Below are 26,188 nucleotides of genomic sequence, written 5' to 3'. Positions count from 1 at the left end.
ATCCGCGCGGAGGCTCGACCGATGAACGAAATCATGGAAGGCCACCATGTCGGCCGCCTTCGCCTTCGCCGCATGCGCATTCGCGGGTTCAAGGCCATCGCCGATCTCGATCTAACGTTTCCCGATGACCCGCACACACCACTCATCCTGATCGGCGGCAACGGATCGGGCAAATCGTCGATCCTCCAGGCCCTGGCCTTCATCCAGTTCGTTACTAAAGGACAGACTCGCGAGTATTTCGACGCGCGAGGCTGGAAGCCGGCGGATGTCCGGTCCAGGGTGGCAACTAGGCTTGCGGAAGGAGCCATCAGCTTTCGCCTGCTGCTCGAAGACGACCGGGGCCGGAAAGTCTACTGGCGCATGTTGTGGGGTCTCGCTGACGAACGGATGCGTCAGGAGGAAATCTGGTGCTTGAACAAGGAAGAATGGCCCGGATTAAAACTTGTTCTCCGCACCAAAGGGGATAGCCTTATCGTCAAGCCGGAAGAGTACAAAGGCATAAGGCCAAAAGGCTCGGCGGTCTCGGTTCTCGACCCGTCCGCATTCCCGGAAATAACGGCGGAGGTGCTTCGGTCCGTCAAGTGTTGGGGTGAGGGAGTCTATGCATTGGATCTCCTGAGCCCCGCCAAGATGCGCAGCAGTTCGCGCAAGCCTGATGCCATCGATATCGGCAACTCCGGCGAGCATCTGGCCGCCTTCCTGGCGAACTTGAAGTCGGACGGCAAGAACCGCATCGTCAAACGGTTGGCCGCTTTCTATCCTCCTCTTCAGGAAGTCGTGGCGACCCGCAAGCGGGCTGGATGGATTGACTTGAAAATCGCCGAGTCCTACGGCGGCGTCGGCCAGACGGCTGCGGCGCACATGAGCGACGGCTTCATGCGGATGTTGGGGTTGGCCGCCATCCCGGAGTTCGGGGAGCGGGCATCCACGATCCTGCTGGATGAAATCGAAGACGGGATAGAACCCCATATCCTCCCCGATTTCGTCGAGACGATAGCAAGGGAAGCCGATGCGCAACTCGTGCTGACCTCGCACTCCCCTATCCTGGTCAACTTCGCGTCTCCGTCGGCCGTCGTCTTCGTCGCTCGAAGTATAGACGGAAGGACGGTCGCCGCCCGCTTCGATCAATTGGCGCCGCTCACCCGACACTTGGAGCATCTGGGTCCGGGCGAACTCTGGACCCAGGCCAGCATGGAAAGCATCAACTCCTGGGTGATCGCAGCGAACCCGGCTGAGAATGACGAGAACAGATCGGTGGTCGGTTACTCGGCAGTCGCGGCCGCCGATTTCATGGATGGCCGCTGATGCGAGCGTTGGTCATCGGAGAGGGCAGACATGACGTGGGTTCCCGAGATCCCGACGCCAGCGAGGGACGCGACGGCGCCCCCGGCTGGTCCCAGGCCATCCTCGAGTTGCTTCGCGACACCGCGATTCCCCTGACCAGGACCCATGTGCCGTTCGCCCGGATGTTGCCGTTGCCGAGCAACAGCCGAAAATTTCAGCCCTATCCGAAAGGACCCGCTTTCAATGCTTTGAGGGCGAAGGTCTATGCAGACCTGAACAAGGTCGATTTCGACATCCTGATCTTCATCACCGATGCCGATACGCCCGACAACCGGGAATGGCACGATGTTTACGCGGCCATTGAGGAGGCGATGACCAGGGTAGGCAGCCCGATGCCGCATGTCGTCTGCGTGCCCAAGAGCATGTCGGAAAGCTGGCTGCTGGCGGACAGTGAAGCATGGCGGCGGGCCGGGCTCGAAGACCTGGGACAGCTTCCTAAAGATCCCGAGGAATGCTGGGGGGACGATCACCGGCCGGATACCAGCGATCGTCCCAAACATCTATTCAACCGGCTCGGCAAGCAGGCTCACGATCTTTGCGGGAGCGGCACCGAAAGGCGCTATCGGATCGCCGCCACGAGCGATCCTCGCATGTTACTGGAAAAATGCCCGCTGAGCTTCCGAGCGTTCTGGAAGCGGCTGCATGACGTCGGCATCGCCATCCCGCCGCCGGACGACCCTATGCGGCGGCGATGAGACTCCCGCCGCCTACCTCCTCCCGAACAGCCGTTCGATGTCGGACAGCTTCAACTCCACATAGGTCGGCCGGCCGTGGTTGCATTGGCCGCTGTGCGGCGTGGCCTCCATCTGGCGCAGGAGGGCGTTCATTTCGTCCTGGTTCAGGCTGCGGCCGGCGCGGACCGAGCCGTGGCAGGCCATGGTCGAGCAGACCGCGTCGAGACGCTCGCGCAGGCTGAGGGCATCGCCCAGTTCGGCAAGCTCGTCGGCCAGATCCCGCACCAATCCCTTGATGTCGGCCTTGCCGAGCAGGGCCGGGAACTCGCGCACCACCACGCAACCGTCGCCGAACGGCTCCAGCACGAGGCCAAGCTCGGCCAGCTCGTCGGCCCTTGCCACCAGACGTGCGGCGGAGGGTTCGTCCAGTTCGACCACCTCGGGGATCAGCAGGCCCTGGCGCTTCACGCCGCCGTCGACCAGCGCCTGCTTGAACCGCTCATAGACCAGCCGCTCGTGGGCGGCGTGCTGGTCCACGATCACGATGCCGTCGCCGGTCTGGGCAACGATATAGGTATTGTGGAGCTGGGCCCGCGCGGCCCCCAGGGGATGGTCGGGCGACGGGGCTTCCTCCGCAATGGGCGGCATCGCCGTCGCGGGCCGGGCCGAGGGCTGGGAGGTGAAGCCGGTCAGCGGCGCCTGGAAGGACGAAACCGCCTCTGCCAGGTCGCGCGGGATATGGGATGATCTCGCCCCGGCGGGGGCATATTGGAAATCGTACCGGGACGGCGCCTGCGCGAAGGCGGGAGATTCGGTCCGCGGCGCGAAGGCGTCCAGGGTCGCGGCGCCGACGGTATTGGAGGCGCGGTGCCCCGCCTGGGCCAGCGCATGCCGGAGCGCCCCGACGATCAAGCCGCGGACCAGGGCCGAATCGCGGAAGCGGACTTCCGCCTTGGCCGGGTGGACGTTGACGTCCACTTCTTCCGGATGGATGTCCAGGAAAAGGGCCAGCATGGGGTGGCGGTCACGGGCCAGGAAGTCGGCATAGGCGCCCCGGACCGCGCCGACCAGCAGCTTGTCACGGACCGGCCGTCCATTGACGAACAGGTACTGGTGGCGCGCGGTCGGCCGGTTGAGCGTCGGCAGCCCGATATGCCCGGTCAAGTTGACCGCACCGCGTTCCGCCACCACGGGGATCGCGTTGTCGGAGAACTCCCGGCCCATCAGGGCGCCGAGGCGAGTCAGGCGGGCGTCCAGCAGTTCGCCCTGGGATGCTGACAGACGGATCGGGGTGCGCGCGTCGCCCGACACGGAGAAGGATACGCCGGGATGGGCCATCGCCAGCCGCTCCACCGCATCGACCGCATGGTCGAACTCGGTCCGCGGCTGCTTCAGGAACTTCAGGCGTGCCGGGGTCGCGTAGAACAGGTCGCGCACCTCGATCCGGGTGCCCTGCGGATGGGATGCCGGAGCCACCCTGCCCTTGGCCCCCCCCTCGACGGAGATGCACCAGGCGCTGTCGGCCCCCTTGGCCCGGCTGGTGATGGTCATGCGGCTGACCGCGCCGATCGAGGGTAGCGCCTCGCCCCGGAAGCCGAGGGTCGCGATGTTCAGCAGGTCCTCGCCGGGCAGTTTCGAGGTCGCGTGGCGCTCGACGGCCAGTTCCAACTCGTCGCCCTTCATGCCGCAGCCATCGTCGGTGACCGCGATCAGCGAGCGGCCGCCGTCTCGCACCACCACATCGATCCGGGTCGCGCCGGCGTCCAGGGCATTCTCGACCAGCTCCTTGACTGCGGCGGCCGGGCGTTCGACGACTTCGCCGGCGGCGATGCGGTTGACCAGGGTTTCAGGCAGGCGGCGGATTGTCATGCATCAACATGTACGCATCCCGACCGGCTCTGTCACCAGCCATTGACGAAAATCACAGCTTGAGACCGGCCACGCCTTCCAGGTTGGCGGTCTGGATGGCGCTGCGCTCGACCCGGGCGCCGAACAGCTTGGCGTGCCGGAAATCGGTCTTGGTCATGTCGGCGCCCAGCAGGTTGGCGAACGACAGGTCGGCGCCGGCGAAGTTCACTCCGCGCAGGCAGGCGCCGCTCAGGTTGACGTAGCGCAGCTTCGCGCCCTCCAGGTCGGAGCGCATCGCCCGCTTCTCGTCCAGCATCAGCGGTCTGAGGTTCGCACCGCTGAGGTCGGCGTTGTTGAGCTTCGCACGCTTCAGGTTGACGCCGCGCAGGTCCGCCGCGGCGAGCTTGCAGGTCCGGAAATCGCTGCCCTCCAAGTTGGCCGCCTGCAACTGGACCGCTTCCAGGTTCATGCCGTAGAAGGTCGTCCCGGCCGCCGCGACCATGGTCAGGCACATGCGCGCCAGCGAGGGGCAGCCACGCAGGTCGTAGCCGCTGAGGTCGGTCTTGCAGCCCTGAGCGCCGCCGCTGCCGATCCAGAGCGTATGGAGGCGCGCCAGTTCGTCGAGCGGCTTCCCCAGTTGGTCGGCGGACTGGCCGGCCGGCTGGTCGGTCAGCATGTCCTCCATATCGGCGCCGGCGGTTTCGGTCATGGTCATGGACGCGCCGGTCAGGACCGCACCGCGCAGGCAGGCGCCGCGCAGGTCGGCGCCGCTGAGATCGGCTCCCTCGAGGTTGCTGCCGCTGAAATTGGCGCCCCGCATGGTCGCGCGGACCAGCTTGCAGCCGCGCATGACGGCGTCGGTGAAATCGGTATGGAGCGCCATGGCGCCGGACAGGCGCGCGTTGGTCAGGTTGGCGCCGCTCAGGTCCGCCCCGGAGGCCTCGGTCGGCTGGGTTTCCACCTGAAAGATCTTGAGATTACCGCCCCGGTCGGTTTCCGCCAGCGTACCGTCGCGCAGGTCGCTCTCGAACAGGTTGGCGCCGATCAGCACGGCGCCGCGCAGGCAGGCCCCGCGCAGGTCGGTCTTCACCAGGCTGGCATTCTCCAGGTTGGCCTGCCGAAGATCGCAGGCGAACATCGCCGCGCAGTCCAGGCGGGCACCGACCAGATTGGTCCCCCGCAAGGCGGAGCCGACGAAGTCGGCATGCGCCAAGTCACGCCCCGCCAAGCTCAGCCCGGACAGGTCGAAGAAAGACAGGGTCGCCCGAGATCCCCCCATGCGGGCGTTGCGGAACATCTCATGCCGCCGGACGACATTATCAAGTTGTGCCTGATCGATCCGCGTCAGAGGACGGGACTGTGTCATAAAAACCTGCGCACGCCGATTTGGTTACTTCGAAATATCAAGGACAGCATAGCGTGTGCAGGCAGGTCAGCGCTACTCCCGGCACGCCTCTATCAGTGCCGCCGTCGACGAATCATGGCCGGCCGGCGGCGATGCCTCCGACAGTTCCGGCAGGATCGCCTTGGCGAGCTGCTTGCCCAGCTCCACTCCCCACTGGTCGAAGGAATTGATGTTCCAGACGATGCCCTGGGTGAAGACCTTGTGCTCGTACAGGGCGATCAGCATGCCGAGGGTATGCGGATCGAGTTTCCGGAAGAAAATCGAATTGGTCGGCCGGTTGCCCTCGAACACCTTGTGCGGCACGAGCGCCTCCAGCGCGTCGCCGATCAATCCGGCTCCCTGAAGCTCGGCGCGGACCTCTTCGGCCGTCTTGCCGCGCATCAGCGCCTCGGGCTGGGCCAGGAAGTTGGAAAGCAGGATCTGATGGTGTTTGCCGACCGGGTTCTGCGTCGTGACCGGCGCCAGGAAGTCGGCCGGCACCGTGCGGGTTCCCTGGTGGATCAGCTGGTAGAAGGCGTGCTGGCCGTTGGTGCCGGGCTCGCCGAACAGGATCGGCCCGGTCGCGTAGTCGACTCGGTTGCCTTCCCGGTCGACCGACTTCCCGTTGCTCTCCATGTCGAGCTGCTGGAGATAGGCCGGGAAGCGGTGCAGGTACTGGTCGTAGGGCAGCACCGCGTAGCTGTCGGCGCCGAGGAAGTTGGCGTTCCACACGCCGACCAGCCCGAGCAGGAGCGGCAGGTTGGCTTCCGCCGGGGCGTCGCGGAAATGCTCGTCCATGGCATGGGCGCCGGCCAGCAGCGCCTCGAAATTGTCCATGCCAACGGAAATCGCGATGGGCAGCCCGATCGCGGACCACAAGCTGTAGCGCCCGCCGACCCAGTCCCAGAACACGAACATGTTCTCCGGGTCGATGCCGAACTTCGCGACCTCCGCCCCGTTGGTCGAGACCGCGACGAAATGCCTGGCGATCGCGGCCTCGTCCTTGACGGTTTCCAGGAACCAGGATCGCGCGGTGTGCGCGTTGGCCAGGGTCTCCTGCGTGGTGAAGGTCTTGGACGCGATGATGAAGAGCGTCGTGGCCGGCCGGCACTTCCGCAGCGTCTCCACCATGTGGGTGCCGTCCACGTTGGAGACGAAGTGCATCCGGAGATCGGGGTGGGCGTAGGGCTTCAGCGCCTCGCAGGCCATGTAGGGGCCGAGGTCGGACCCCCCGATGCCGATATTGACCACGTCGGTCATCTGGCTGCCGTCGTGGCCGGTCCAGGCGCCGTCGCGGACGGCCTGGGCGAAGCGCCCCACCTGGGCCAGCACGGCGTTGACCTCGGGCATAACGTCCCGTCCGTCCACCAGGACCGGCCGGTTCGACCGGTTGCGCAGCGCCGTGTGCAGGACGGCGCGGTTCTCGGTCGTGTTGATCCGCTCGCCGGCGAACATGCGGTCCCGCCACCCCGCAACGTCCTGCTGGCGCGCGAGGTCGAGCAACAGCCCCATGGTCTCCTCGGTGACCCTGTTCTTGGAGTAATCCAGGGTCACTCCCCCTCCGGGTCCATCCAGCCGCGCCGAGAACCGGGAGAACCGGTCGGGATCGCGCGCGAACAGGTCGCGCATATGCACGCCCTCCATCCGGGAGCGGTGCGCCGCGAGGGCCTGCCAGGCGGGGGAGTCGGTCAGGGCGGACATGGAGATGTTTACCTCTCGTTGGTCGATCCAAGGTTCGCCGAATGAACGCGGCGGACGCCGTTTCGGCCCCGCGTCCGTCAGCGCAACTCCGGCGCGGGCGCGCATACCATGCTATAGCACCCGCGCCCCGCTTGGAATGGCGTCAGCTCGGCACGTCGTCCTTGGTCCGGGTCGGCTCGATCCCCTCCGGCCGGCCCACCACCACGGTCAGCAGCGCCGCCGGATCGAGCAGCCGCCCAGCGACGCGCTTGACGTCCTCCAGGGTGACCGCGTTGATCAGGTCGGACCGGCGGTCGAGATAATCGATGCCGAGGCCGTCGCGCTGTACCTGGAGAAGCACGTCGGCAACCGCCTCGCTCGACGTGAACTGGAGCGGGAACGAACCGGTCAGGTAGGTCTTGGCATTGTCCAATTCCTCCTGGGTCACGCCCTGCTCCTGCATCCTGCGCCATTCCTCCTTCATCAGATCGACCATGGTGCCGGCGTTCTGGTTGGCGGTCGAGCCGCCGGCCATCACCATGGCCGCATGCTGGAACGGCACGAGATAGCTGTAGACCCCGTAGGTCAGTCCGCGCTTCTCGCGGATCTCCTCCATCAGGCGGGAGCTGAAGCTGCCGCCGCCCAGCACATAATTGACGATGGTGGCCGGGAACCAGTCGGGGTCGTTGCGCTTGACGCCGGGCTGGCTCATCAGGACGACGGTCTGCGGCAGGGGACGCGGCACCAGCACGGTCGCCCCAGCTCCCTTCGGCACCGTGTCGGCCGGCGGCTTGACCGCGGCCTTGTCCGGCAGGCCGCCGAAGATGCGGTCCAGGACGGGGCCGAGCTGCTCGGGCGAGATGTCGCCGGTCACGGCGACGGTCAGGTTGTCCTTGGCGAAGCGCTGGCGGACGAAGGCGCGGAGATCGTCCCGCTTGATCGACTCGACGCTTTCCGCCGTGCCGCGGGCGCGCCTGCCGTAGGGATGGTCGGGAAAGGCCGTCTCGTACAGGGCGCGGCGGGCCAGGAAGTCGGGGTCGCCCTGTTCCCGGCGGATCTGGGCGAGCACGCCGCTGCGCATCCGTTCCACCGCTTCCTGGTCGAACCGGGGCTCGGTCAGTGCCAGCCGGGCAAGCTCGAAGGCTTCCTCCTGGGTCTCGACCAGCGTCTCGACCCCGCCGTAGAAGCCGTCCATGGTGGCGGTGAAGCTGATCGAGATGGAATTGTCGGCCAGCCGCCGCTGGAACTCCTGGCTGTCATGGGGCCCGGCCCCCTCGTCCAGCAGGGTGGACGCGAGGTTCGCCAGCCCTTCCTTGCCGGCGGGATCGGTCTCGACCCCGCCTTTGAACGCGAACTTGATGGCGAGCAGCGGGATCTTGCTGTCCTGAACCAGCCAGGCCTCGATGCCGCCGGGGCTGACCACCCGCTTGATGTCGATCGCCCGGGCATCCGAGGCGAAGCAGGCTACGGCAAGGAGAAGGACGGACAGGAAGGCCGGCATCGAAAGGCGGCGCATCATCGGATCGTTCCCGAACTATTGGACCCTGAACTATTGGACCCTGAACTATTGGACCGGGACGGACCGGCTGCCGGCCCGGTCCGCTCGGGCTGGGCGGCCGCCTCCCGAACCGGGGCCGGCAGCAGCAGCCCGGTGATGGGATTGGCTTGGCCCAGCACCGCACGGGCGGCTTCATTGACCTGCTCGACCGTGACGGCCGCGATCCGTTCCGGCCAAGCCTCGACGTCCTCGACCGTGCGGCCGGTGGCGAGCGCCACGCCGAAGCTCATCGCCGGCCCGCGCAGGCTGTCGCGGGCGAAGATCGCCTCGCGCTCCAGCCTGGTCTTAGCCGTCGCGACCTCCTCCGCCGTGACGCCGTCCCTGACGACCTTGGCAAGCTGCTCGGCCAGCGCCGCCTCCAGCTTGTCCATGTCGACATCGGCATTGGGGCTGACATAGGCACCGAAGACCGACGTGTCGAAGACGTCCGGCGAATAGCCGGTCCCGGCCGAGGTCGCGAGGCGCTGCTCGACCACCAGCGACCGGTAGAGCCGGCTGGTGGCCCCGCCGCCGACGATCTCGCTCAGCACCTGGAGCGGATAGGCATGGACCGTCTCGCCCCTGTTGTAGCTGGGCGCATGGTACAGGCGGCGCAGGCTCGGCTGGCGCACCTCGGCATCGCGCAGGATGACGCGCCGCTCCGCTTCGAACGGCGGTTCCTCGACCCGGATGCGGGCCGGAACGGGGCGGGGCGCGATCGGTCCGAAATATTTCTCGGCCAGCGGACGGACCTGATCGACGGTCACGTCGCCGGCGACAACCAGGACGGCGTTATTGGGCGCGTACCACGTGTGATAGAACTGGTTGGCGTCGTCGCGGGTCAGCTTGGCGATCTCGTTCGCCCAGCCGATGATCGGCGTACCGTAGGGGTGGTGGACGAACAGCGAGGCCTGGACCAACTCGGACAGCTTGTCGCCGGGCTCGTTCTCGGTCCGCTGGCGGCGCTCCTCCAGCACCACGTCGCGCTCCGGCAGGACGGTCTCGTCGGTCAGCCGGAGGTCGGCCATCCGGTCAGCCTCCATCCTCATGACCAGTTCCAGCCGGTCCGCCGCGACGTTCTGGAAATACGCGGTGTAGTCCCAGGAGGTGAAGGCGTTGTCGCGGCCGCCGTTGCGGGCGACGATCCGGCTGAACTCGCCGGGCTTCAGCTCGTCGGTCGCCTTGAACATCAGGTGCTCGAGGAAATGGGCGATGCCGCCCTTTCCGGTCTCCTCGTCGGCGGCGCCGACCTTGTACCAGACCATATGGGTGATCACCGGCACCCGCTGGTTGGTCACCACGACCACCTGCATGCCGTTGTCGAGCATGAAGCTTTCGGGGAAGAAGACCCCCTTGCGGGCCTCGGGCTCGGGGGCGGTGGCCGGGACCGGCTCGACGGGCCTCGGCGCCTCCTGGGCCAGGGACGGCCCGCAGGCTCCGAACAGCAGCAGGAATGCGAGAACGGGCGCGGCGATCAGCCGGCGCGACGGTTCGGCCACGGCAACACCTCACTGGAAAGGCCAATGCAGGACGGAGACCCGCGCGCGTCATGCCGCGGGTCTCCGTCGGACAGACAAGTAGCTGGGCGCGGAGGGCTAATTGAACAAGCCTTCGAGCGGCGCCTTGCGCCGGCGCTCGATGATCGGCGTGGCCCCTTCCGTCACCGGCTTGCCCAGCGCCGCGTTCTCGCGCAGGCGCTGCTGCTCCTGCTGGGCGTTGACGACGGTCCCCGGCGCGTCGGGCGTCTGCCAGAACAGCAGGCTGTCGATGAACCGCTTGTCCTGGGCCGCGAGCGTGACCGACTCCCGGTTCACCGTCGAGCGGATGCCCGGCTGGACGTCGACGGCACCGGCCTGGGCAAGCAGCGCCGCCTCGCCGGTGGTGGTGGCGGGGCTGCTTGCCGCCGTCTGCTGGCGGGTCGCGGCCGGCGAACCGAACACCGTCGATGCCGCCTGCTGGCGGGTCTCCGCCTCCTGCGGGCGGGGGGCTCCCGGCTGGGGCGGGCGCAGCCGGTATTCGGGCGGGACGGCGAGCGGGGCCCGCGTCACGACGCTGAATTCGTCGGGCGGCGTGCGGTCCAGGCCGAAGGTCTGGCGTGCGCCGCTGCATCCGGAAAGCACCAGGGCGCCCAGCGCCAGACAGACCAGCGGTGTTATGGGCCGCCGGCCCGGCCGATCGCAGACGGGCGGGTTGTGACGGGGGTGAGTGGTGCTGATCACGTCCATTGCCGTTTTCTCTATATCCAACTCGTGTTGTCTTCAGGCCCGGTCCCGATCGTCCGTCTCCGGCCCGGTGCCGTCCCGACCGCCTCCGAAAAGGCTGTCGAGCACGATCAGGATGACGCCGACCGATATTCCCGTGTCGGCCACGTTGAACGCCGGCCAGTGGTATTCCAGGACGTGGAAGTCCAGGAAGTCCGCCACCGCGCCGAACCGCAACCGGTCGATCACGTTGCCGATCGCACCGCCGATCACCATGCCGATGCACACGGCGAGGAACGGGCGGTCCGCCCGGCGCAGCCAGGAGAGGAGAAAGCCCACGATGCCCAACGCAACCGCGGATAGCACATAGGGCATGAACTCCGCCTCATGCCAGAACAGGCTGAAACTTACACCCCTGTTCCATGCCATGACCAGATTGAAGTAGGAGGTCACCTCGATCACGCGGGGATCGCGTGCCATCCCCACGATCTCGAGCATCCACCACTTCGACGCCTGATCCAGGATCATCACGAAAACGGCGATGATGAGGCCGAGACGGATCATCGATCGGGGACGCGTCATCCGGCCGGCCTCGCCACGGGTCTGGTCGGTCATTCCGCCGCCTCGGGCATCTGCTCGACGGCGTCGGCGCAGCGGCGGCACAGGGTCGGATGGTCCGCGTCGGACCCCACCTCGGGCAGCACCTTCCAGCAGCGCTCGCACTTCCCGCCGTCGGCCAGTTCGGGAACGACCCCGACGCCCGGCACGTCCTCCAGCGTGAAGGCGCCGTCGGGCACCGGGCCGTCGGCCACGCGGATCGCCGACGTGATCGCGACCTCGGCCAGATCGACGCCCTCCAGCTTCGCGTGCAGCTCCGGCGTGACGGTCACGACCGGGGCCGACTGGAGCGAGGAGCCGATGCGCTTGTTCGCCCGCTCCAGTTCGAGGGCGCCCGTCACCACCCGCCGGACGTCGCGGACCACGGCCCACTTCTCCGCCAGCTCGGGCGACGACCACCCCCGGGGGATGTCGACGAACGTACGCAAATGGACGCTCGGCACCGGGCCGTCGCTGCCGTAGCGGCTGAGCCAGGCCTCTTCCGTGGTGAAGCACAGGACCGGGGCGAGCCACGCGGTCAGGCACGAGAAAAGCTGGTCCAGGACCGTCCGCACCGCCCGCCGCCGGACCGAATCGGGTCGGTCGCAGTAGAGGCTGTCCTTGCGCACGTCGAAGTAGAAGGCTGACAGGTCCACTGCGCAAAAGTTGTGTAGCGCCGTGAACAGGCTGTGGAAGTCGTAGTCGTGGATGCCCTGGCGAACGACCTCATCCAGTTCGGTCAGCCGGTGGAGCACCCAGCGCTCCAGCTCCGGCATCTCGGACACGTCGATCCGCTCCTCCTCCGAAAAGTCGGCGAGCGCTCCCAGCAGGTAGCGGAGCGTGTTGCGCAGGCGCCGGTACAGGTCGGCCTGGGACTTCAGGATCTCCGGCCCGATGCGCAGGTCTTCCGAATAGTCGGAGCCGACGACCCACAGGCGCAGGATGTCGGCGCCGTACTTGTCGACCACCTCCTGCGGGGCGGTGACGTTCTTCAGCGATTTGGACATCTTGCGGCCCTGCTCGTCGAGCACGAACCCGTGGGTCAGCACGGCGTCGTAGGGCGCCCGGCCGCGGGTGCCGCAGCTCTCCAGCAGGGAGGAATGGAACCAGCCGCGATGCTGGTCCGAGCCTTCCAGGTAGAGCGAGGCCGGCCATTGCAGGTCGGGCCGCGCTTCCAGCACGAAGCTGTGGGTCGAGCCCGACTCGAACCAGACGTCCACGATGTCGAACACCTGGTCGTAGTCGGCCGCCACGTAGGTATCGCCCAGGAAGAACTGCGGGTCGCGGGCGAACCAGGCATCCGAACCTTCGGCGTCGAAGGTGTCGGCGATGCGCTCGAGGACGGTCTGGTCCTTCAACGGCTCGCCGGTCTTCTTGTCGATGAACAGCGCGATCGGCACGCCCCAGGCGCGCTGGCGGCTGATGCACCAGTCCGGCCGGTTCTCGATCATCGACGCGATGCGGTTGCGCCCCTGGGGCGGCACCCAGCGGGTGTCGTCGATCGCCTTGAGAGCCACCTGCCTCAGCCCGTTCGTCTCCATGGAGATGAACCACTGCGGGGTGGTGCGGAAGATCAGCGGGGCCTTCGACCGCCAGGAGTGGGGATAGCTGTGGACCAGCTTGCCCTTGGCCAGCAGGCCGCCGGCATGGGCGATGGCCGAGATCACGGCGCCGTTGGCGTCGCCCGGCTTGCCCGCGGGCGTGTAGACCCGCTTGCCGGCGAACAGCGGCACCTGCGGATAGTAGGTGCCGTCGTCGGCGACGGTCTGCGGCACCTTGATGCCGTGCTTACGGCCCAGATTGAAGTCGTCCTCGCCGTGGCCGGGCGCGATGTGGACGAAACCGGTGCCGGCATCCGCCGTGACGAAGTCGCCCGGCAGCAGCGGCACCGGGAAATCATAGCCCTGGCCGTTCAGCGGGTGGTCGCACCGCGTGTCGGCCAGCCGGGCACCGGGCAGCGTGTAGAGCTGGCGCCATTCCGTGATGCCGGCCGTCTTCGCGAGGTCGCCGGCCAGCGCGGTGGCGACCACCAGCCGTTCGCCGACCCTGGCCCCGCTGCCCTCGGCGACGGCGGTCACCTTGAACACGCCATATTCCATGTCGGGGCCGTAGCCGATCGCGCGGTTGCCCGGCAGCGTCCAGGGCGTCGTGGTCCAGATCACGACCGAAGCGTCGTCCAGCTCCGGCGTGGCGGGGGCGGAGACCGGGAAGCGCACCCAGACCGTGGTGGAGGTGTGGTCGTGGTACTCGACCTCGGCCTCGGCCAGGGCGGTCTTCTCGACCACCGACCACATGACCGGCTTGGCGCCCTTGTAGAGGCCGCCGTTCATCAGGAACTTGTGGATCTCGCGGACGATCGTCGCCTCGGCGGCGAAGGTCATGGTCATGTAGGGATGGGACCAGTCGCCCATCACGCCGAGCCGCTGGAACTCCTCGGCCTGGATATCGACCCATTCCTGGGCGAACTGCCGGCACTCCGCCCGGAACCGGAGGATCGGAACCTGGTCCTTGTCCTGCCCGGCCGCCCGGTACTTCTCCTCGATCTTCCACTCGATCGGCAAGCCGTGGCAGTCCCAGCCCGGCACATAGACCGAGTCCTTGCCGAGCATCTGCTGCGACCGGCTGACCACGTCCTTCAGGATCTTGTTGACCGCGTGCCCGACATGGATGTTGCCGTTGGCGTAGGGCGGGCCGTCGTGGAGGATGAATTTCTCCCGGCCGGCCGACAGGTCGCGCAGCTTGTCATGGAGCCCCTGCTCCGCCCAGCGCCGCAGCAGCTCGGGCTCCTTCGCGGGCAGGCCGGCGCGCATCGGGAAATCGGTGCGGGGCAGGAAGACGGTCGATTTATAGTCGCGGGTCATGATCGGGTCCAGGCAGCCGAAGACAGGCCGGTGCTGTCACCGGCAGGTCGTCGGGTGAAATCAGGAAAGAGCGATAGCATCGCGGAGGCTCCCGCGTCCAGCCGTGGCGGCGGGGAAGCGACGTTTGGATGGCGCCGTCAACAGGCGGAATGCCCGGCCCTCAGCGGAGGACCGGGTTGCTAATTCGCCGGGGCCGCAGGGCGGCCATATGCGTCAAGCCCAACATGATGCCGGGAGTTTAGGCAGGCGGAGACCGGGGGTCAAGATGACGCTGAGCGGTCGTGGACAGCGGCATGCGAGGCGGGGGGAGCAGGACGGCCCCGGCACGCGGGGACAACGCCGACGGCATGCGGGAACGTTGGAGCCCGGTGTCGGCGCTCGCCCGGCGGCGATGGCCGACCTGCGCTTGGGCTTGCTTCCATCCCCGTCCATCTGCGGCGAAAGAAAGAACCGGATCCCGGGTTCCCCGGATTAAACCGCTTCCTTCCGCGTAATCGTCGCGAAACGGGCTGGTGGCCTCGGGAGAGCGCGGTGCGGCAGGAGAAGTGGTGGACTTTGAAAAGGGGGCGGATCGTCGCGATCGTGGCGGTCACCGCGATCGTGCCGGCGGGAGCCGGGTTCCTGGCGGGCCGCTCGGCACCGCAGCCGGTCGAGGTGGCGCAGATCGCCTGCGGCCTTCCGAAGCAGACGGTCAGCTTCTCCCTGCCCGCCCCGCTGTTCGACGTCACGCGGGCGTCCCTGGAGTCCGGCACCGCCCACAGGGTGCCGGTCTGGCTCGGACCGTTCCGCCACCAGGGAACCTCCGACGTGGTGAGGCTGCGGTTCAGCGCCGACGCCCAGGGGGACGCGGCGACCGTCAGCCGGGTGAACGACGTGCTTCACCTGCCGGTCCATGCCGGCGACCCCGAAGACCCGCCCCGACGCATCCTGCTGCACTGCCGGAACGATGTCGTCGCGCATGTCCAGTACGTCAGCAGGAGCGGCAGGACGAAGGATTTTCCCGTCGTCCAGACCATGGTCGCCGAGGGCGCAGACCAGGATTCGTACTACGCCGCAAAATGATCAGAAAAAATCGGGATGAAAACCGCGGCCCCCGCGTAATTAGACAAAACGCAGCCGATCGAACTGATCAACCGAAAGACATACAGAGAACACGGGAGCACTTGGATGCAGCCTTCGCCAAGCCGGACAGATCTAACGCGTTATCTCTCCCGGATTCGCGAGTATCCAATGCTCGAGGCGGCAGAGGAGCAGGAACTTGCGCGGGCCTGGCGTGACCGTCGTTGCCCGGATGCGGCCGAACGCCTGATCGGCAGCCATCTCCGCCTGGTCGCGAAGGTCGCCCGCGGTTATGCCGGCTACGGCCTGCCCATGTCCGACATGATCGCCGAAGGCAACATGGGCATGGTCCAGGCGCTGAACGGCTTCGACCCGGACAGGGGGTACCGATTCACCACCTACGCCCTGTGGTGGATCCGGGCGGCGATGCAGGAGTATATCCTGCGATCCTGGTCGATGGTAAGAATGGGCACCACCGGGGCGGAGAAGAAGCTGTTCTTCAGCCTGCGCCGGGCGAAGAGCGCCATGAACCTGCTGCAGGAAGGCGACCTGAGCCCCGAGGAGGCCCGGCAGCTCTCGGAGACCCTGAAGGTCCCGGTCGCCGACGTGACCGGCATGAACGGCCGGCTGGCCGGCCCCGACCAGTCGCTCAACCTGCCGCTGCCCGGCATGGAGGACGGCCAGGCCCAGGACTGGCTGGTCGATCCGTCGGAGACGCAGGAGGAGTTGCTGGCCCAGCGCCAGGAAATGGAACGCAGGAGGAAGCAGTTGAAGCGGGCGATGGAGCAGTTGCAGGAGCGCGAGCGCTCCATCCTGGCGGCCCGCCGCCTGACCGAGGAACCGCTGACCCTGGAGGACCTGTCACGCCAGTTCGGCATCAGCCGCGAGCGGGTGCGCCAGATCGAGGCGCGGGCGGTCGAGAAGCTTCAGCGCATGATGACCGGCGGGCGGCGCATGCCCGCCCTCGCGCTGGCCTGACGGGACGCCGGAGACCATGCCCCACGGCAAGCTCAAGGAGGAGATGGCGACCCATATCGCCAGCCTGCGCCGATACGCCATCGCGCTCACCCGCAATACGGACGAGGCGGAGGATCTGGTGCAGGAATGCCTCTCGAAGGCGATCGCCGGGGCCGACACTTTCCGGCCGGATGCGGACCTGCGCGTGTGGCTGTTCCGTATCCTGCACAATGTCCATGTCAGCGGTCTCCGGCGCCGGACGCTGGAGAACGCGGTCAAGGCCGACGCCGAGGCAGCCGGCCTGGAGACCGTGGCCGAGCCGGCCCAGCACCGCCACCTGGAGGTGAAGGATGTCATGGCCGCGCTGTCCCAGCTGCCGGAGGACCAGCGCCGCGCCGTGACGTTGATCGCCACGGAGGAACTGAAGTACGAGGAGGCGGCCAAGCGCCTGGGCGTCCCGATCGGAACATTCATGTCGCGGCTCGGTCGCGGCCGCGCGGCACTGCGCTCCATGCTCAATCAGGCCAAGCGGCCGAAGCTCCGCCTGGTCGGGGGGTCGGAATGACGATCGAAATCGACGAGAATGACCTTCATGCGTTCCTCGACGGCCAGCTGGCGGCGGAGCAGGAAGCCATCGTGCTGGCATGGCTCGAGTTCGACCCGGATGCCCGGAGGCGGCTGCACGATTATGCCGAGCAGAAGCTTCTGACGGCGATCGGGGCCGCCGATATGGCTCACGACTCCGATCCCGAGCATACCCGCGAACTGGCCCGGAAACTGGCCGACGAACTCGGCACCCGCCTGCACCGGTCGCTGGGCCGGCGTCCCATGGCCTGGTTGAGGCAGGCGGCGGCGATCGTGGCTCTCGTCGCGGCGGGCTGGACCACCAACGAGCTGTATCATCACGTCGCCGCGGACCGCCTGCCGACATATGTGGTCGAGGCTACCGGCGCCCACCTGGTCTTCGCCGAAGGTCCCGTTCCGCAAGTCGGAACCGCGAGCCCGACGGGCGCGGACCTGGCCCGGCTGCTGTCCGCCCGCCTGGGCGAGCAGATCGATATCCCCGAACTGTCGCCGATCGGGCTGAAGCTGGTCGGCGGCAGGGTGATGGGGGGCCTGGAGCATCCCCTGGCCGGCCTCGTCTATGAGGACAGGGAAGGTCACCGGCTGACCATCTGCCTGTCGCCGCGCAACGACGGCCCCGCCGACGGCCTGCATATGGCGGAGGTCGGGGGCGTGCGGGTCGGCTACTGGAGCAATGGCGAGCAGAGCTACGTCATCGTCGCCGACACGAGCGAGACCCAGCTGGAGGCCATCGTCGCCCAATTGACCCGGGCGCAGCCGTACCAGGACCGCCACTATTGAGCGGCCGGCCTCCCGCAGGCAGGCCGATCCGATGCGCAGGATCACCGGACGCGGCCTGAACCGCGGAATGGCGGCAGCATTGCTCGTCCCGCTCGGGGCGGTGACGGGCACTGCGGGATATTTCCTGTCGGCCCATCTCCATTCGGCCCAGCCGGTCGCGATCACCCTGGCGGGCTGCCGCGGCTTCGGCATCGCCAACCTCGAAATCCCGCTGGAACTCCTGAGGGAAGGAGTCGGTACGCCGCCGGTCAGCTTCGGCCCGATCGACCTGCCGGGGGCGGGCGGCGCCGTGACGCTGCGGTTCCGCGCCGCCGGAGTGCCGGAAAGCCGCGGCATTGGTGCCGTCGTCGTCAGGATCGGGAACGTGGTCGAACTGCCGCGGACCTTCGGCGAGGAGGGGCTGGTGCCTCAGCAGATCGATCTCAGGTGCCGCGACGGCGAACTGACGACGGTGCGATACCGGCGCGACCGGGCGGTTCACGAGTTCAGCGTCGGCCTGCGCACCGAGGGGAGTTACCTCGAAAGAGAGAACCGATAGGAGAATCCGGCAGATGCCCGCCGGGGTCCGCCCATTTTCCATGGATTTTTCCACAGTCCGCCATACTTGTCGCGCTGGCTTCAGGAGCCGTGCCGGACAGGCATGAACCTCCGCGTCCGTAGACCGTTACCTTCGGTCTACCCCAGGAGCGGTCTACCCGGGGGCGGTCTACCCCGGCGGTGACCCGGCGGCGGTAGCCATGGCGTTGATGGGGCTTGGCGCGAAAGGGATGCCGCATCGGGCATCCCGATGGCCGGGCGAAGAAGACAGGTATGCGAAACTGACATGGTGGAACGCCCTCTCGTCTATGTGCTGGAACCGATCGCTTCGAGCGCGATCGCGACCCTGAGACAAAGTTGCGACGTGATCGACGCGGACGACCCTGCCAACACGCGGTGGCACGAGGATGCGGACGGCCTGATCGTCCGGACGGGCAAGATCCCGCGCGAGCTGATCGCGGCGGCTCCCCGGCTGAAGGTGATCGGCAAGCACGGCGTGGGCGTCGACAACATCGATCTGGACGCCGCCCGCGAACGCGGCGTGGTTGTCGTCAGCACCCCCGGCGCCAATGCCAACGCGGTGGCCGAACTTTCGGTCGGCCTGGCGCTCTCCGTGGCGCGCCGGATCGCCCAGCTGGACCGGATGCTGCGGGACGGCAGTCTGGCCGGGCCGCCGCCCCGCGGGATCGAACTGACCGGCAGGACCGTCGGGGTGGTCGGCATGGGCAGCATCGGACGGCGCACCGCGGCATTGTTCAGATCGGCCTTCGGCGCCCCGATCCTGGCATATGATCCGTTCGCGCCCCCGGACGCCTTCCGGAAAGCCGGCGCCGAGCGCTGCGCCACCCTCGAGGAATTGCTGCCCCGCGTCGACCTGCTGACCCTGCACATTCCCCTGAGCCGAGACACCGAGAAGCTGATCGATGCGCGCCGGCTGGCCCTGATGCGTCCAGAGGCCATGGTCCTGAACCTGTCGCGCGGCGGCATCGTGGACGAGGCGGCGCTGCACGACGCGCTGTCCGGCGGCACCATCTCCGGTGCGGCCACGGATGTCTTCCTGGAGGAACCGCCGCCCCGCGGCCATCCCCTGCTGTCCCTGCCCAACTTCGTCGCCACGCCGCATATCGGGGCCGCCACCGCGGAGGCGATGGAGCGGATGGGCATGGACGTCGTCTCGGAAGTCGCCGCCGTGCTGGCGGGCGACGCGCCGCGACACCGTGTCGCCTGAACTCGGCATGGCCGCTCCCCATGGCGACGGGCACCGGATCAGGTCGGGAAAGCAGTCCCGATGACTACTCTCAACTTCATTTCAAAGTAGAAACGAAATATATGAGATATAGATCGTTTCGGACTCGATTCGGGTTGTCCGAGGGCCTAGGGTCGCGCAGCCAGACGCTCTTCCCGATCCCTTCCGGCGCGGGAAAGAGGATCCAGTAACTGATCCGCTAGATACCGAAGAAAGTGGAGAAACCCCATGGCCATGGTGGACAAGATCGCCGTTGTCGGCGCCGGACTGGTGGGACGCGGCTGGGCGATCGTCTGCGCCCGCGCCAACCGCCGGGTTGCCCTTTTCGACAGCAATCCCGAAGCCCTGCCCCTGGCGATGAAGGTCATCGAAGGCAACCTGCGCGACCTGTTCAATTTCGGCCTGATCGCGGTCGAGCCGGACCGGCTGCTGGAGCGGATCGAACCGAGTTCCGACCTGGCGGAGGCCGTCGGCGGAGCCAGCCACGTGCAGGAATGCGTCGTCGAGCAGGTGGACGTGAAGCGCGAGCTGTTCTCGGAACTGGACCGCCTGGCCGAGCCCGAGGCGGCGATCGCCAGCTCCTCGTCGGGGCTGCCGGCTTCCAGTTTCACCGAGCACCTGGCGGGCCGCGCGCGCTGCCTCGTGGCCCATCCCGTCAATCCCACCTACCTGATTCCCCTGGTCGAGCTGATCCCCGCCCCCTGGACCGACGAGGAGGTCGTCCTGCGGACCCAGGCGTTGATGACGGCCCTCGGGCAGGAGCCGGTCCGCACCACGCGCGAGATCCCCGGCTTCGTGCTGAACCGGCTGCAAGGGGCGCTGCTGAACGAGGCGTTCAAGCTGGTCCAGGACGGCGTGGTCACCGTCGATGACGTGGACAAGACCATTCGCGAAGGCCTGGGCCTGCGCTGGTCCTTCATGGGCCCGTTCGAGACGATCGACCTGAACGCGCCGGGCGGCATCGTCGATTACATCTCGCGCTACGGGCAGATGTATTACGAGCTGGCGCAGAGCCAGGCGGAACCGAGGGCGTGGGACCAGAACACCACCGGCAGGATCGAGCGGCAGCGCCGCCTGCTGCTGTCGGAAGACCGGCTCCAGGCCCGGCAGGACTGGCGCGACCGTCGGCTGATGGCCCTGGCCGCGCACAAGGCCCAGGCCGGCAAGGCCATCACCGAGTAGCGGGACCGTCCGGCTTCGGCAGTTGGCGGGCGGCGGCACTTCCGGCGAGGTCGAGCCAGGGCTGCCATGCCAGCGCGGCCATCTGCATCCACAGCCCGACCGGGTTGGCCCACATCAGGGCCGCCGGCCGGAACGCCTCGCCGATCGACTGGAACGACGGGGTGGCACGGATGCTGATGGTCATCACTTCCGATCCGCCGTCCCGATGCTCGCGGACCGTCATCTCGACGGTCGCAGTCGGCAGGGCGGCCGTGACTTTCGTTTCTTCCACGACGATCTCTCCTCCAGCGGTTGGGGCTTCAGTCCCCTTATAACCCGCCAGCCGCCGGATGGCTGCCGCTTTGCCGGCAGGGGCGTCCTTTCGAAGCAATGCTTCTGCACGGCGGCATCCGAGGCAACCCGGCGGCATGCCGATCGTTTTCCCCGGTTTGTACGTTCTGGGGAATTCCATGGCTTTCTGGCTGGTTACCGGTGGTTGCGGCTTCATCGGCTCGCATCTGGTGGACGCTCTGGTCGCGCGCGGCGACCGCGTGCGGGTGCTCGACGATCTGTCCACGGGGCGGCGGTCCAACCTGCCGCCGGGCGTCGGGCTGATGGTCGGCGACGTGGCGGATGCCGCGGCGGTGTCCCGGGCCATGGCCGGCGTGGACGGATGCTTCCACCTGGCGGCCGTCGCCTCGGTCCAGCGCGGCAACGAGGACTGGCTGGGCACCCACCGGATCAACCTGACCGGCACCGTCGCCGTGTTCGACGCCGCCCGGGCCTGCAACCCGTGCGGCCCCGTGCCGGTCGTCTACGCCTCATCGGCGGCGGTCTATGGCGACAATCCGGACATGCCGCTGGCCGAGACCGCGGCGACCGCCCCCCTGTCGGCCTATGGCGCGGACAAGCTGGGCTGCGAGCTTCACGGCCGGGTGGCGTGGCGGGTCCACGGCGTGCCGTCCACGGGATTCCGCTTCTTCAATGTCTACGGGCCGCGCCAGGACCCGAAATCGCCCTATTCCGGGGTGATCGCGATCTTCGCCGACCGGGTGGCCGGACGCCGGGAGATCACCGTGAACGGCGACGGCGGCCAGACCCGCGATTTCGTCTATGTCTCGGATGTGGTCCGGCACCTGGTGGCCGCGATGGACGGCAAGCCGCAGGGCAGCGCCGTCTACAATGTCTGCACCGGCCGGCCGACGACGGTGCTGGAACTGGCGCGGATCATCTCGCGCATCGGCGGGGTCGAGCCGCGCATCGCCCACGGCCCCTCCCGCGCCGGGGACATCCGCGAATCCCTGGGCGATCCGCGCCGGGCGGCGGAAGCCTTCGGCTTCACCGCCGACACCCTCGTCGCGGAGGGATTGCGGGAGACCCTGGCGGAGGTCTCCCGGGGCATCGCGGCCGAGTAGGCGTCAGTAGCCGGACGCCCGGCGGCGCACGTTCCGGGCGAACCGGAAGGGCGACGGCAGGTTGGCAAGCATGCCGCCGAGGCCCGACACCCTGCCGGTGGTCCGCCCGACCCGCATCACGTCTGCGATCCGGCGGTCCAGGAAAGCCCAGGTGTCGGCCTTGCCCTCCGATTGATCGTTCAGCCAGTAGAGCGTGGTCGAGGTCAGGACGGCGGCCAGCAGGGCGCGCTTGGTATAGTAGTTGTGGTCGGTCGAGGTGTCGCCCGCCGCGTACCACATGGCATCGACCGTGCGGTAGACGATCCTGCCGCCCAGCGCCGTGTTCTGCGGCAGGGCCAGGAAAGTCAGGGCGCGCCGGACCGCCTCCTCGTGGAGCGCCAGCACCTCCAGCCGGGCGCGGACCGCCAGGGTGATGCGGTCGCGGACCTTCATGGCGGCGAGATCGTGCCTGTCCAGTTCCTCCAGCATCTTGCGGTCGGCCCAGCCGCTGAAATGCCCGACGATCTGCGGGATGCCGCCGGGAAAGGCCAGCTGCGCCGTGCCGCCGTCATGACCGGTCAGCGCGACCGCGTCGCGCAGGGACTGGTTGGTCCAGCCGTCGAAGATGACGTTGGGCAGCATCGCTTCGAGGATTTCGTCCCTGATCCGGTCGAGATCGAACCCTTCTTCTTCCATTCCAGCCCCGTTCATTCGTGGGTCCCGTTCCCGTCAGTGGTTTCAGTCAAGGATGTGGCGTCGCGGCCCCGCAAAGCCAACTCCGACAGGTCGTCGGGAAAATAGCGGGTTTCCTCGTTGAAGGTCAGCAGGGCCAAGTCCGGCATCCTGTCCGGATAGAGCACGCCGTCGAGATGGTCCAGTTCGTGCTGGACGACGCGGGCATGGAATCCACTGGCCTCGCGCTCCACCGGCCGGCCCTCGGCGTCCAGCCCGCGATAGCGGATATGGGCGTGGCGCGGCACGATGCCGCGCAGGCCCGGGATCGACAGGCAGCCTTCCCACCCCGGCACCATGTCGGTGCCGACCAGTTCGATCACCGGGTTGATCAGCACCGACAGCCCGCGCGGTCGGTCCTCCTCCCCCTCCATCGTCGCACGCTCGGCCGGTACGATGAACAGGATGATCCTTTTCGGCACATGGACCTGCGGCGCCGCCAGACCGGCGCCCGATGCGTCGGCCATGGTCTCCGCCATGTCGGCGATCAGGCGCTGGATTTCCGGGTCGGACGGGTCCTCGACGGGATCGGCGACCCGGCGCAGGACGGGATGCCCCATGCGGGCGATCTTCAGAATAGCCATGGCCCCAGTATGGGTGTATAAGCTGCGGAAGCAAAGCCCGCGCCGCACCGGTTTGACGGAACGGATGCGGTCGGCAACCGTTTAGTCCTTGAGAAAGGGCTCCCCGGCATGCTAGAACCCGCGACCTAAGTCGGACGGGTGCCCTTTGCGCATCGTGCGTTTGAATTCAACTGTTGGAGAGACACCAAACCGTGCAAGTGCTGGTTCGTGACAACAACGTCGATCAGGCCCTGCGCGCGCTGAAGAAGAAGATGCAGCGCGAGGGGATTTTCCGTGAAATGAAGCTGCGGCGCAACTACGAGAAGCCCTCGGAGAAGCGTGCGCGTGAGAAGGCGGAGGCCGTCCGCCGCACCCGCAAGCTGCTGCGCAAGCGCATGGAGCGTGAAGGCTATTGATCGACTGACGGTCCGCGCCCGTCGAGACTGCGGACTCCAGACCAAGCTTGCAAAAACCGCCCCGGCATCGTCCGGCGGCGGTTTTCGGCTTTGACGGCCTACGGCCACCAATTACGATCGTAGGGTCTTGTAGGCGGGCTAGTGGCCCGGCGCAGTGGTTCTGATTGAATTACCGTAGGTCGGCCTCGGCCGAAGGCCGACGCCGACAGCGTGGCCGGAACGTTGACGCAGGGTGTCGGCGTTCGCCCTGACGGGCGAAGGCCCACCTACGGTTGATCAGGTCAGCGATATCTCCCGCTCGGCACTTCCGGGCGCGGTGATCCAGCCGGCCGCCTCCTGCGGCGGCAGCGGCGCGCTGAACAGGTAGCCCTGGCCGAAGCCGCAGGCCATGTCGGACAGCAGCTTCGCGTCCTCCGCCGTTTCGATTCCTTCGGCGATGACCTCCAGCTTCAGCAGATGGGCGAGATCGACGATGATCCGGACCATGTCCCGGCTCTCGGTCGACCTTCAGCGAATCGACCGGAAACCGGTGGAGATAGCTGAGCGACGAGTAGCCGGTGCCGAAATCGTCGATCGACAGCCGCAATCCAAGCGCCTTCAGCTGCCAGAGCAGGCCGATGGTTTCTCCGGCATGGCTCATGGCCGCGGTCTCGGTCAGTTCCAGCTTGACCTGAGCGGGATCGACGCCGCTTTCCGCCAGCGCCTCCGCCACCGTATCCAGCAGGTCGCGGTCGCCGAGCTGCCGGGCGGAGAGGTTGATGCTCATGAACAGCGGCTCGGCGCCTTGCCCCCGCATCGCCGTCCAGCGCACCATCTGGTGGCACGCCCTGTTCAAAACCAGGCGGCCGAGCGGCACGATCAAGCCGGTTACTTCGGCAATCGGGATGAAGATCCCGGGCGGCACCCTGCCGCGGGTCGGATGGTCCCAACGCACCAGCGCCTCGAACCCGGCGAGGCGGCCATCCGGCAACGCCACGATCGGCTGGTAGGCGACCCAGATCTGGTCGCCGTCGTCGATCGCACGGCGCAGGTCGGTTTCAAGGCTCAACCGGTCCAGCTGCGCGGCGTGCATGGTCTCGTCGTACAGGCAGGTCCCGCCGCCCGCCTCGACCGCGCGCTCGCAGGCCAGTTCGGCGTTGCGCAGAAGCGCCTCGGGCTCGGCCTCGCCGGCGGCGACTCCGCAGCTCGCCGTCATGAAGACCGTCCTGCCGTCCAGGTGGAACGAATCGTACAGGGCCTGGTCGAGCCGGCGGGCGGTCTCTTCGGCTCCTTTGCCGGTCCCCAGGATCGCGAGCTGCCGGTCGCCGGTGCGGGCCAGCACGGCGCCCCCGTCCAGGCAATCCGCAAGCCTCGCGGTCAGGGCGCACAGGAGCGTGTCGGCGAAGGCGGTGCCCAGGCCGGTCTTCAAGCTGCCGAATCGCATCAGTTCCACCGCGACGATCCAGGGCGACCCGGACGCCGCCTGACGCTCCGCCACCCGCTTCAGCAGCTGGGCGCGGTTGGGCAGGCCCGTCACGGCATCGAAATAGGCCATGCGTTCCAGCCGGGCGCGGGCCTGCCGACGCTCGGTGATGTCGCGCAGATAGGCCGTGAAGAACCGGCCCTCCGCTGTCGGCACCTCGGTGATCGCCAGCTCCAGCGGCATCCGGCTGCCGTCGGACCGCATGCCCTCGACCTCGATCCTGGACCCGAGGACGCGGGTCTCGCCCGAGGCCAGGTAGCGGCCGAGCCCGGCCTCGTGGGGACCGCGCATTTCCGGCGGGACGATCACCTCGGCGAGCGACAGCCCGATCACCGTTTCGCGGCGCCAGCCGAAAGTGCGTTCCGCCGCCCGGTTGAACTCCACCACCCGCCCGCCGTCATCGATCGTGATGACGCAGTCCAGCGCCGTGTCGAGCATGGCGCTCTTCAGCGCCTCGCTGGTGCGCAGGACGCCGGCGGCCCGGCTGCGCTCGACCGCGCCGGCGATCAGGGCGGCGGCCGTCTTCAGCACGTCCAGCTCAAGCTCGGACCACACCCGCTCGCTCTCGCAGTCGTCGAAGCCGAGATGCCCCCACCAGACGCCGTCCACCAGAATCGGGACCGAAACGAAGGAGAGGATGCGCTGGTACTCGAAGTCCTCCCGAAGGAATCCGGACAGGTCGCGGGTCAGGCCCTGGATCAGCTCGCCGCGCCGGCGGCGCTCGGTCCAGTTCGTCAGCGTCGGGTCGGCGCCGACCAGCTTCTCGTCGGTGTTGCGCGGATCGCCGACCAGGGGCGCCAGCCCCGGGGCCGCCCAGTCGTGCCGGCAGGTCTGCGCCAGCCCCTGCCCCGCCACCTCGTGGACCTCGAACAGGTAGACCCGGCTGACGCCGGCGGCGACACCGAGCCGGCCGAGCAGATCGTCGATCCCGGCCCGCCAGTCCGGAAGGGCCACCATCGCGGCGGCGCCGTGGGCGATCGCCTGAAGGATCGCGTTACGCCGGCCGACGGCGTCCTGGAGAGAGGCGAGCATCGTGTTTTCCCCTCTCGGGCCGCCGTCAGGACAAAACTATAGCACGCCGATCGAGCCGGCACGCAAGTCGAACGACAGGCATGAAAAGGGCGGTGGCGCCCCGCGGCGCCACCGCCCTTTGGTCTATCCTTGAGGGTG

General features: G+C 67.7%; 23 protein-coding genes. 11 read left to right on the top strand and 12 right to left on the bottom strand.

Features of this window, described 5'->3' with window-relative positions:
- Positions 1–21: 21 nt before the first annotated feature.
- Together DPR14_RS05335 and DPR14_RS05330 are read left to right on the top strand one after the other, a co-directional pair.
- Complete coding sequence (locus DPR14_RS05335; protein ID WP_158044232.1) at positions 22–1,305, top strand: AAA family ATPase; 1,284 nt, start codon at positions 22–24, stop codon at positions 1,303–1,305.
- Entirely contained in the window at positions 1,305–2,039 is a 735-nt protein-coding gene (locus DPR14_RS05330; protein WP_158044231.1) for a DUF4276 family protein, read from the top strand. The genes DPR14_RS05335 and DPR14_RS05330 overlap by 1 nt, the downstream gene beginning before the upstream one ends.
- Positions 2,040–2,051: 12 nt before the next feature.
- Here the strand turns inward: DPR14_RS05330 and mutL are convergent, their stop codons facing one another.
- From mutL to ileS, 8 genes are all read right to left on the bottom strand, one after another.
- Positions 2,052–3,887: a DNA mismatch repair endonuclease MutL gene (mutL, locus tag DPR14_RS05325; protein ID WP_158044230.1), complete on the bottom strand. Its 1,836-nt coding sequence runs from the start codon at positions 3,885–3,887 to the stop codon at positions 2,052–2,054.
- Positions 3,888–3,939: 52 nt separating this feature from the next.
- Positions 3,940–5,163, bottom strand: a complete 1,224-nt coding sequence (locus tag DPR14_RS05320) for a pentapeptide repeat-containing protein (protein ID WP_246148884.1) — start codon at positions 5,161–5,163, stop codon at positions 3,940–3,942.
- A gap of 141 nt (positions 5,164–5,304) precedes the next feature.
- Positions 5,305–6,951 carry a glucose-6-phosphate isomerase gene (gene pgi / locus DPR14_RS05315; protein ID WP_158044228.1) on the bottom strand — a complete coding sequence of 549 codons (1,647 nt, stop codon included), beginning with the start codon at positions 6,949–6,951 and terminating at the stop codon, positions 5,305–5,307.
- A 142-nt stretch (positions 6,952–7,093) separates the two neighbouring features.
- Positions 7,094–8,449 carry a M16 family metallopeptidase gene (locus DPR14_RS05310; RefSeq protein ID WP_246148882.1) on the bottom strand — a complete coding sequence of 452 codons (1,356 nt, stop codon included), beginning with the start codon at positions 8,447–8,449 and terminating at the stop codon, positions 7,094–7,096.
- Positions 8,446–9,966: a M16 family metallopeptidase gene (locus DPR14_RS05305; RefSeq protein WP_246148879.1), complete on the bottom strand. Its 1,521-nt coding sequence runs from the start codon at positions 9,964–9,966 to the stop codon at positions 8,446–8,448. Before DPR14_RS05305 ends, DPR14_RS05310 begins: the two co-directional genes overlap by 4 nt.
- Before the next feature lie 96 nt (positions 9,967–10,062).
- Positions 10,063–10,692 (bottom strand): DUF3035 domain-containing protein, encoded by a 630-nt coding sequence (locus DPR14_RS05300; protein ID WP_158044227.1) that lies wholly within the window; start codon positions 10,690–10,692, stop codon positions 10,063–10,065.
- Between the two features lie 33 nt (positions 10,693–10,725).
- On the bottom strand, positions 10,726–11,283 hold the full coding sequence (gene lspA, locus DPR14_RS05295; protein ID WP_246148876.1) for a signal peptidase II: 558 nt from the start codon (positions 11,281–11,283) through the stop codon (positions 10,726–10,728).
- Complete coding sequence (gene ileS / locus DPR14_RS05290; RefSeq protein WP_158044226.1) at positions 11,280–14,126, bottom strand: isoleucine--tRNA ligase; 2,847 nt, start codon at positions 14,124–14,126, stop codon at positions 11,280–11,282. Before ileS ends, lspA begins: the two co-directional genes overlap by 4 nt.
- 531 nt (positions 14,127–14,657) lie before the next feature.
- Here ileS and DPR14_RS05285 point away from each other — a divergent pair.
- From DPR14_RS05285 to DPR14_RS05255, 7 genes are all read left to right on the top strand, one after another.
- Positions 14,658–15,188 (top strand): hypothetical protein, encoded by a 531-nt coding sequence (locus DPR14_RS05285; protein WP_158044225.1) that lies wholly within the window; start codon positions 14,658–14,660, stop codon positions 15,186–15,188.
- A gap of 168 nt (positions 15,189–15,356) precedes the next feature.
- On the top strand, positions 15,357–16,163 hold the full coding sequence (locus tag DPR14_RS05280; RefSeq protein WP_246148874.1) for an RNA polymerase factor sigma-32: 807 nt from the start codon (positions 15,357–15,359) through the stop codon (positions 16,161–16,163).
- Between the two features lie 16 nt (positions 16,164–16,179).
- Positions 16,180–16,707: a sigma-70 family RNA polymerase sigma factor gene (locus DPR14_RS05275; protein ID WP_158044223.1), complete on the top strand. Its 528-nt coding sequence runs from the start codon at positions 16,180–16,182 to the stop codon at positions 16,705–16,707.
- Positions 16,704–17,507: an anti-sigma factor family protein gene (locus DPR14_RS05270; RefSeq protein WP_158044222.1), complete on the top strand. Its 804-nt coding sequence runs from the start codon at positions 16,704–16,706 to the stop codon at positions 17,505–17,507. Before DPR14_RS05275 ends, DPR14_RS05270 begins: the two co-directional genes overlap by 4 nt.
- Positions 17,508–17,538: 31 nt before the next feature.
- Positions 17,539–18,045 (top strand): hypothetical protein, encoded by a 507-nt coding sequence (locus tag DPR14_RS05265; RefSeq protein ID WP_158044221.1) that lies wholly within the window; start codon positions 17,539–17,541, stop codon positions 18,043–18,045.
- Positions 18,046–18,330: 285 nt separating this feature from the next.
- Complete coding sequence (locus tag DPR14_RS05260; protein ID WP_192499292.1) at positions 18,331–19,272, top strand: hydroxyacid dehydrogenase; 942 nt, start codon at positions 18,331–18,333, stop codon at positions 19,270–19,272.
- 246 nt (positions 19,273–19,518) lie between these two features.
- On the top strand, positions 19,519–20,472 hold the full coding sequence (locus DPR14_RS05255) for a 3-hydroxyacyl-CoA dehydrogenase (RefSeq protein WP_246148872.1): 954 nt from the start codon (positions 19,519–19,521) through the stop codon (positions 20,470–20,472).
- Here the strand turns inward: DPR14_RS05255 and DPR14_RS05250 are convergent.
- Positions 20,462–20,743, bottom strand: a complete 282-nt coding sequence (locus DPR14_RS05250; RefSeq protein WP_158044219.1) for a hypothetical protein — start codon at positions 20,741–20,743, stop codon at positions 20,462–20,464. The two genes, DPR14_RS05255 and DPR14_RS05250, sit on opposite strands and share 11 nt — an antisense overlap.
- A gap of 178 nt (positions 20,744–20,921) precedes the next feature.
- On the opposite strand from DPR14_RS05250, the gene DPR14_RS05245 reads away from it, so the two are divergent.
- A complete protein-coding gene (locus tag DPR14_RS05245) occupies positions 20,922–21,866 on the top strand; it encodes an NAD-dependent epimerase/dehydratase family protein (protein ID WP_158044218.1) in 945 nt (314 codons plus the stop codon).
- A gap of 3 nt (positions 21,867–21,869) precedes the next feature.
- On the opposite strand, the gene DPR14_RS05240 is transcribed toward DPR14_RS05245, so the two are convergent.
- Together DPR14_RS05240 and def are read right to left on the bottom strand one after the other, a co-directional pair.
- Positions 21,870–22,541, bottom strand: coding sequence for a COQ9 family protein (locus DPR14_RS05240; protein WP_158044217.1), 672 nt, complete (start codon positions 22,539–22,541; stop codon positions 21,870–21,872).
- Between the two features lie 11 nt (positions 22,542–22,552).
- Entirely contained in the window at positions 22,553–23,161 is a 609-nt protein-coding gene (gene def, locus DPR14_RS05235; RefSeq protein ID WP_158044216.1) for a peptide deformylase, read from the bottom strand.
- Between the two features lie 191 nt (positions 23,162–23,352).
- Here def and rpsU point away from each other — a divergent pair, with 191 nt between their 5' ends.
- The gene (gene rpsU, locus DPR14_RS05230; protein WP_012974546.1) at positions 23,353–23,556 is read left to right on the top strand and encodes a 30S ribosomal protein S21; all 204 of its coding nucleotides are present in this window, start codon (positions 23,353–23,355) and stop codon (positions 23,554–23,556) included.
- 169 nt (positions 23,557–23,725) lie between these two features.
- Here the strand turns inward: rpsU and DPR14_RS05225 are convergent, their stop codons facing one another.
- A complete protein-coding gene (locus tag DPR14_RS05225) occupies positions 23,726–26,050 on the bottom strand; it encodes a putative bifunctional diguanylate cyclase/phosphodiesterase (protein WP_158044215.1) in 2,325 nt (774 codons plus the stop codon).
- Positions 26,051–26,188 lie beyond the last annotated feature (138 nt).

Source organism: Skermanella pratensis (genome assembly GCF_008843145.1).
In the GTDB taxonomy this organism is placed as follows: domain Bacteria; phylum Pseudomonadota; class Alphaproteobacteria; order Azospirillales; family Azospirillaceae; genus Skermanella; species Skermanella pratensis.
Note: the sequence above shows the minus strand (reverse complement) of the source record. Positions and strands in the feature narration are given on the sequence as shown.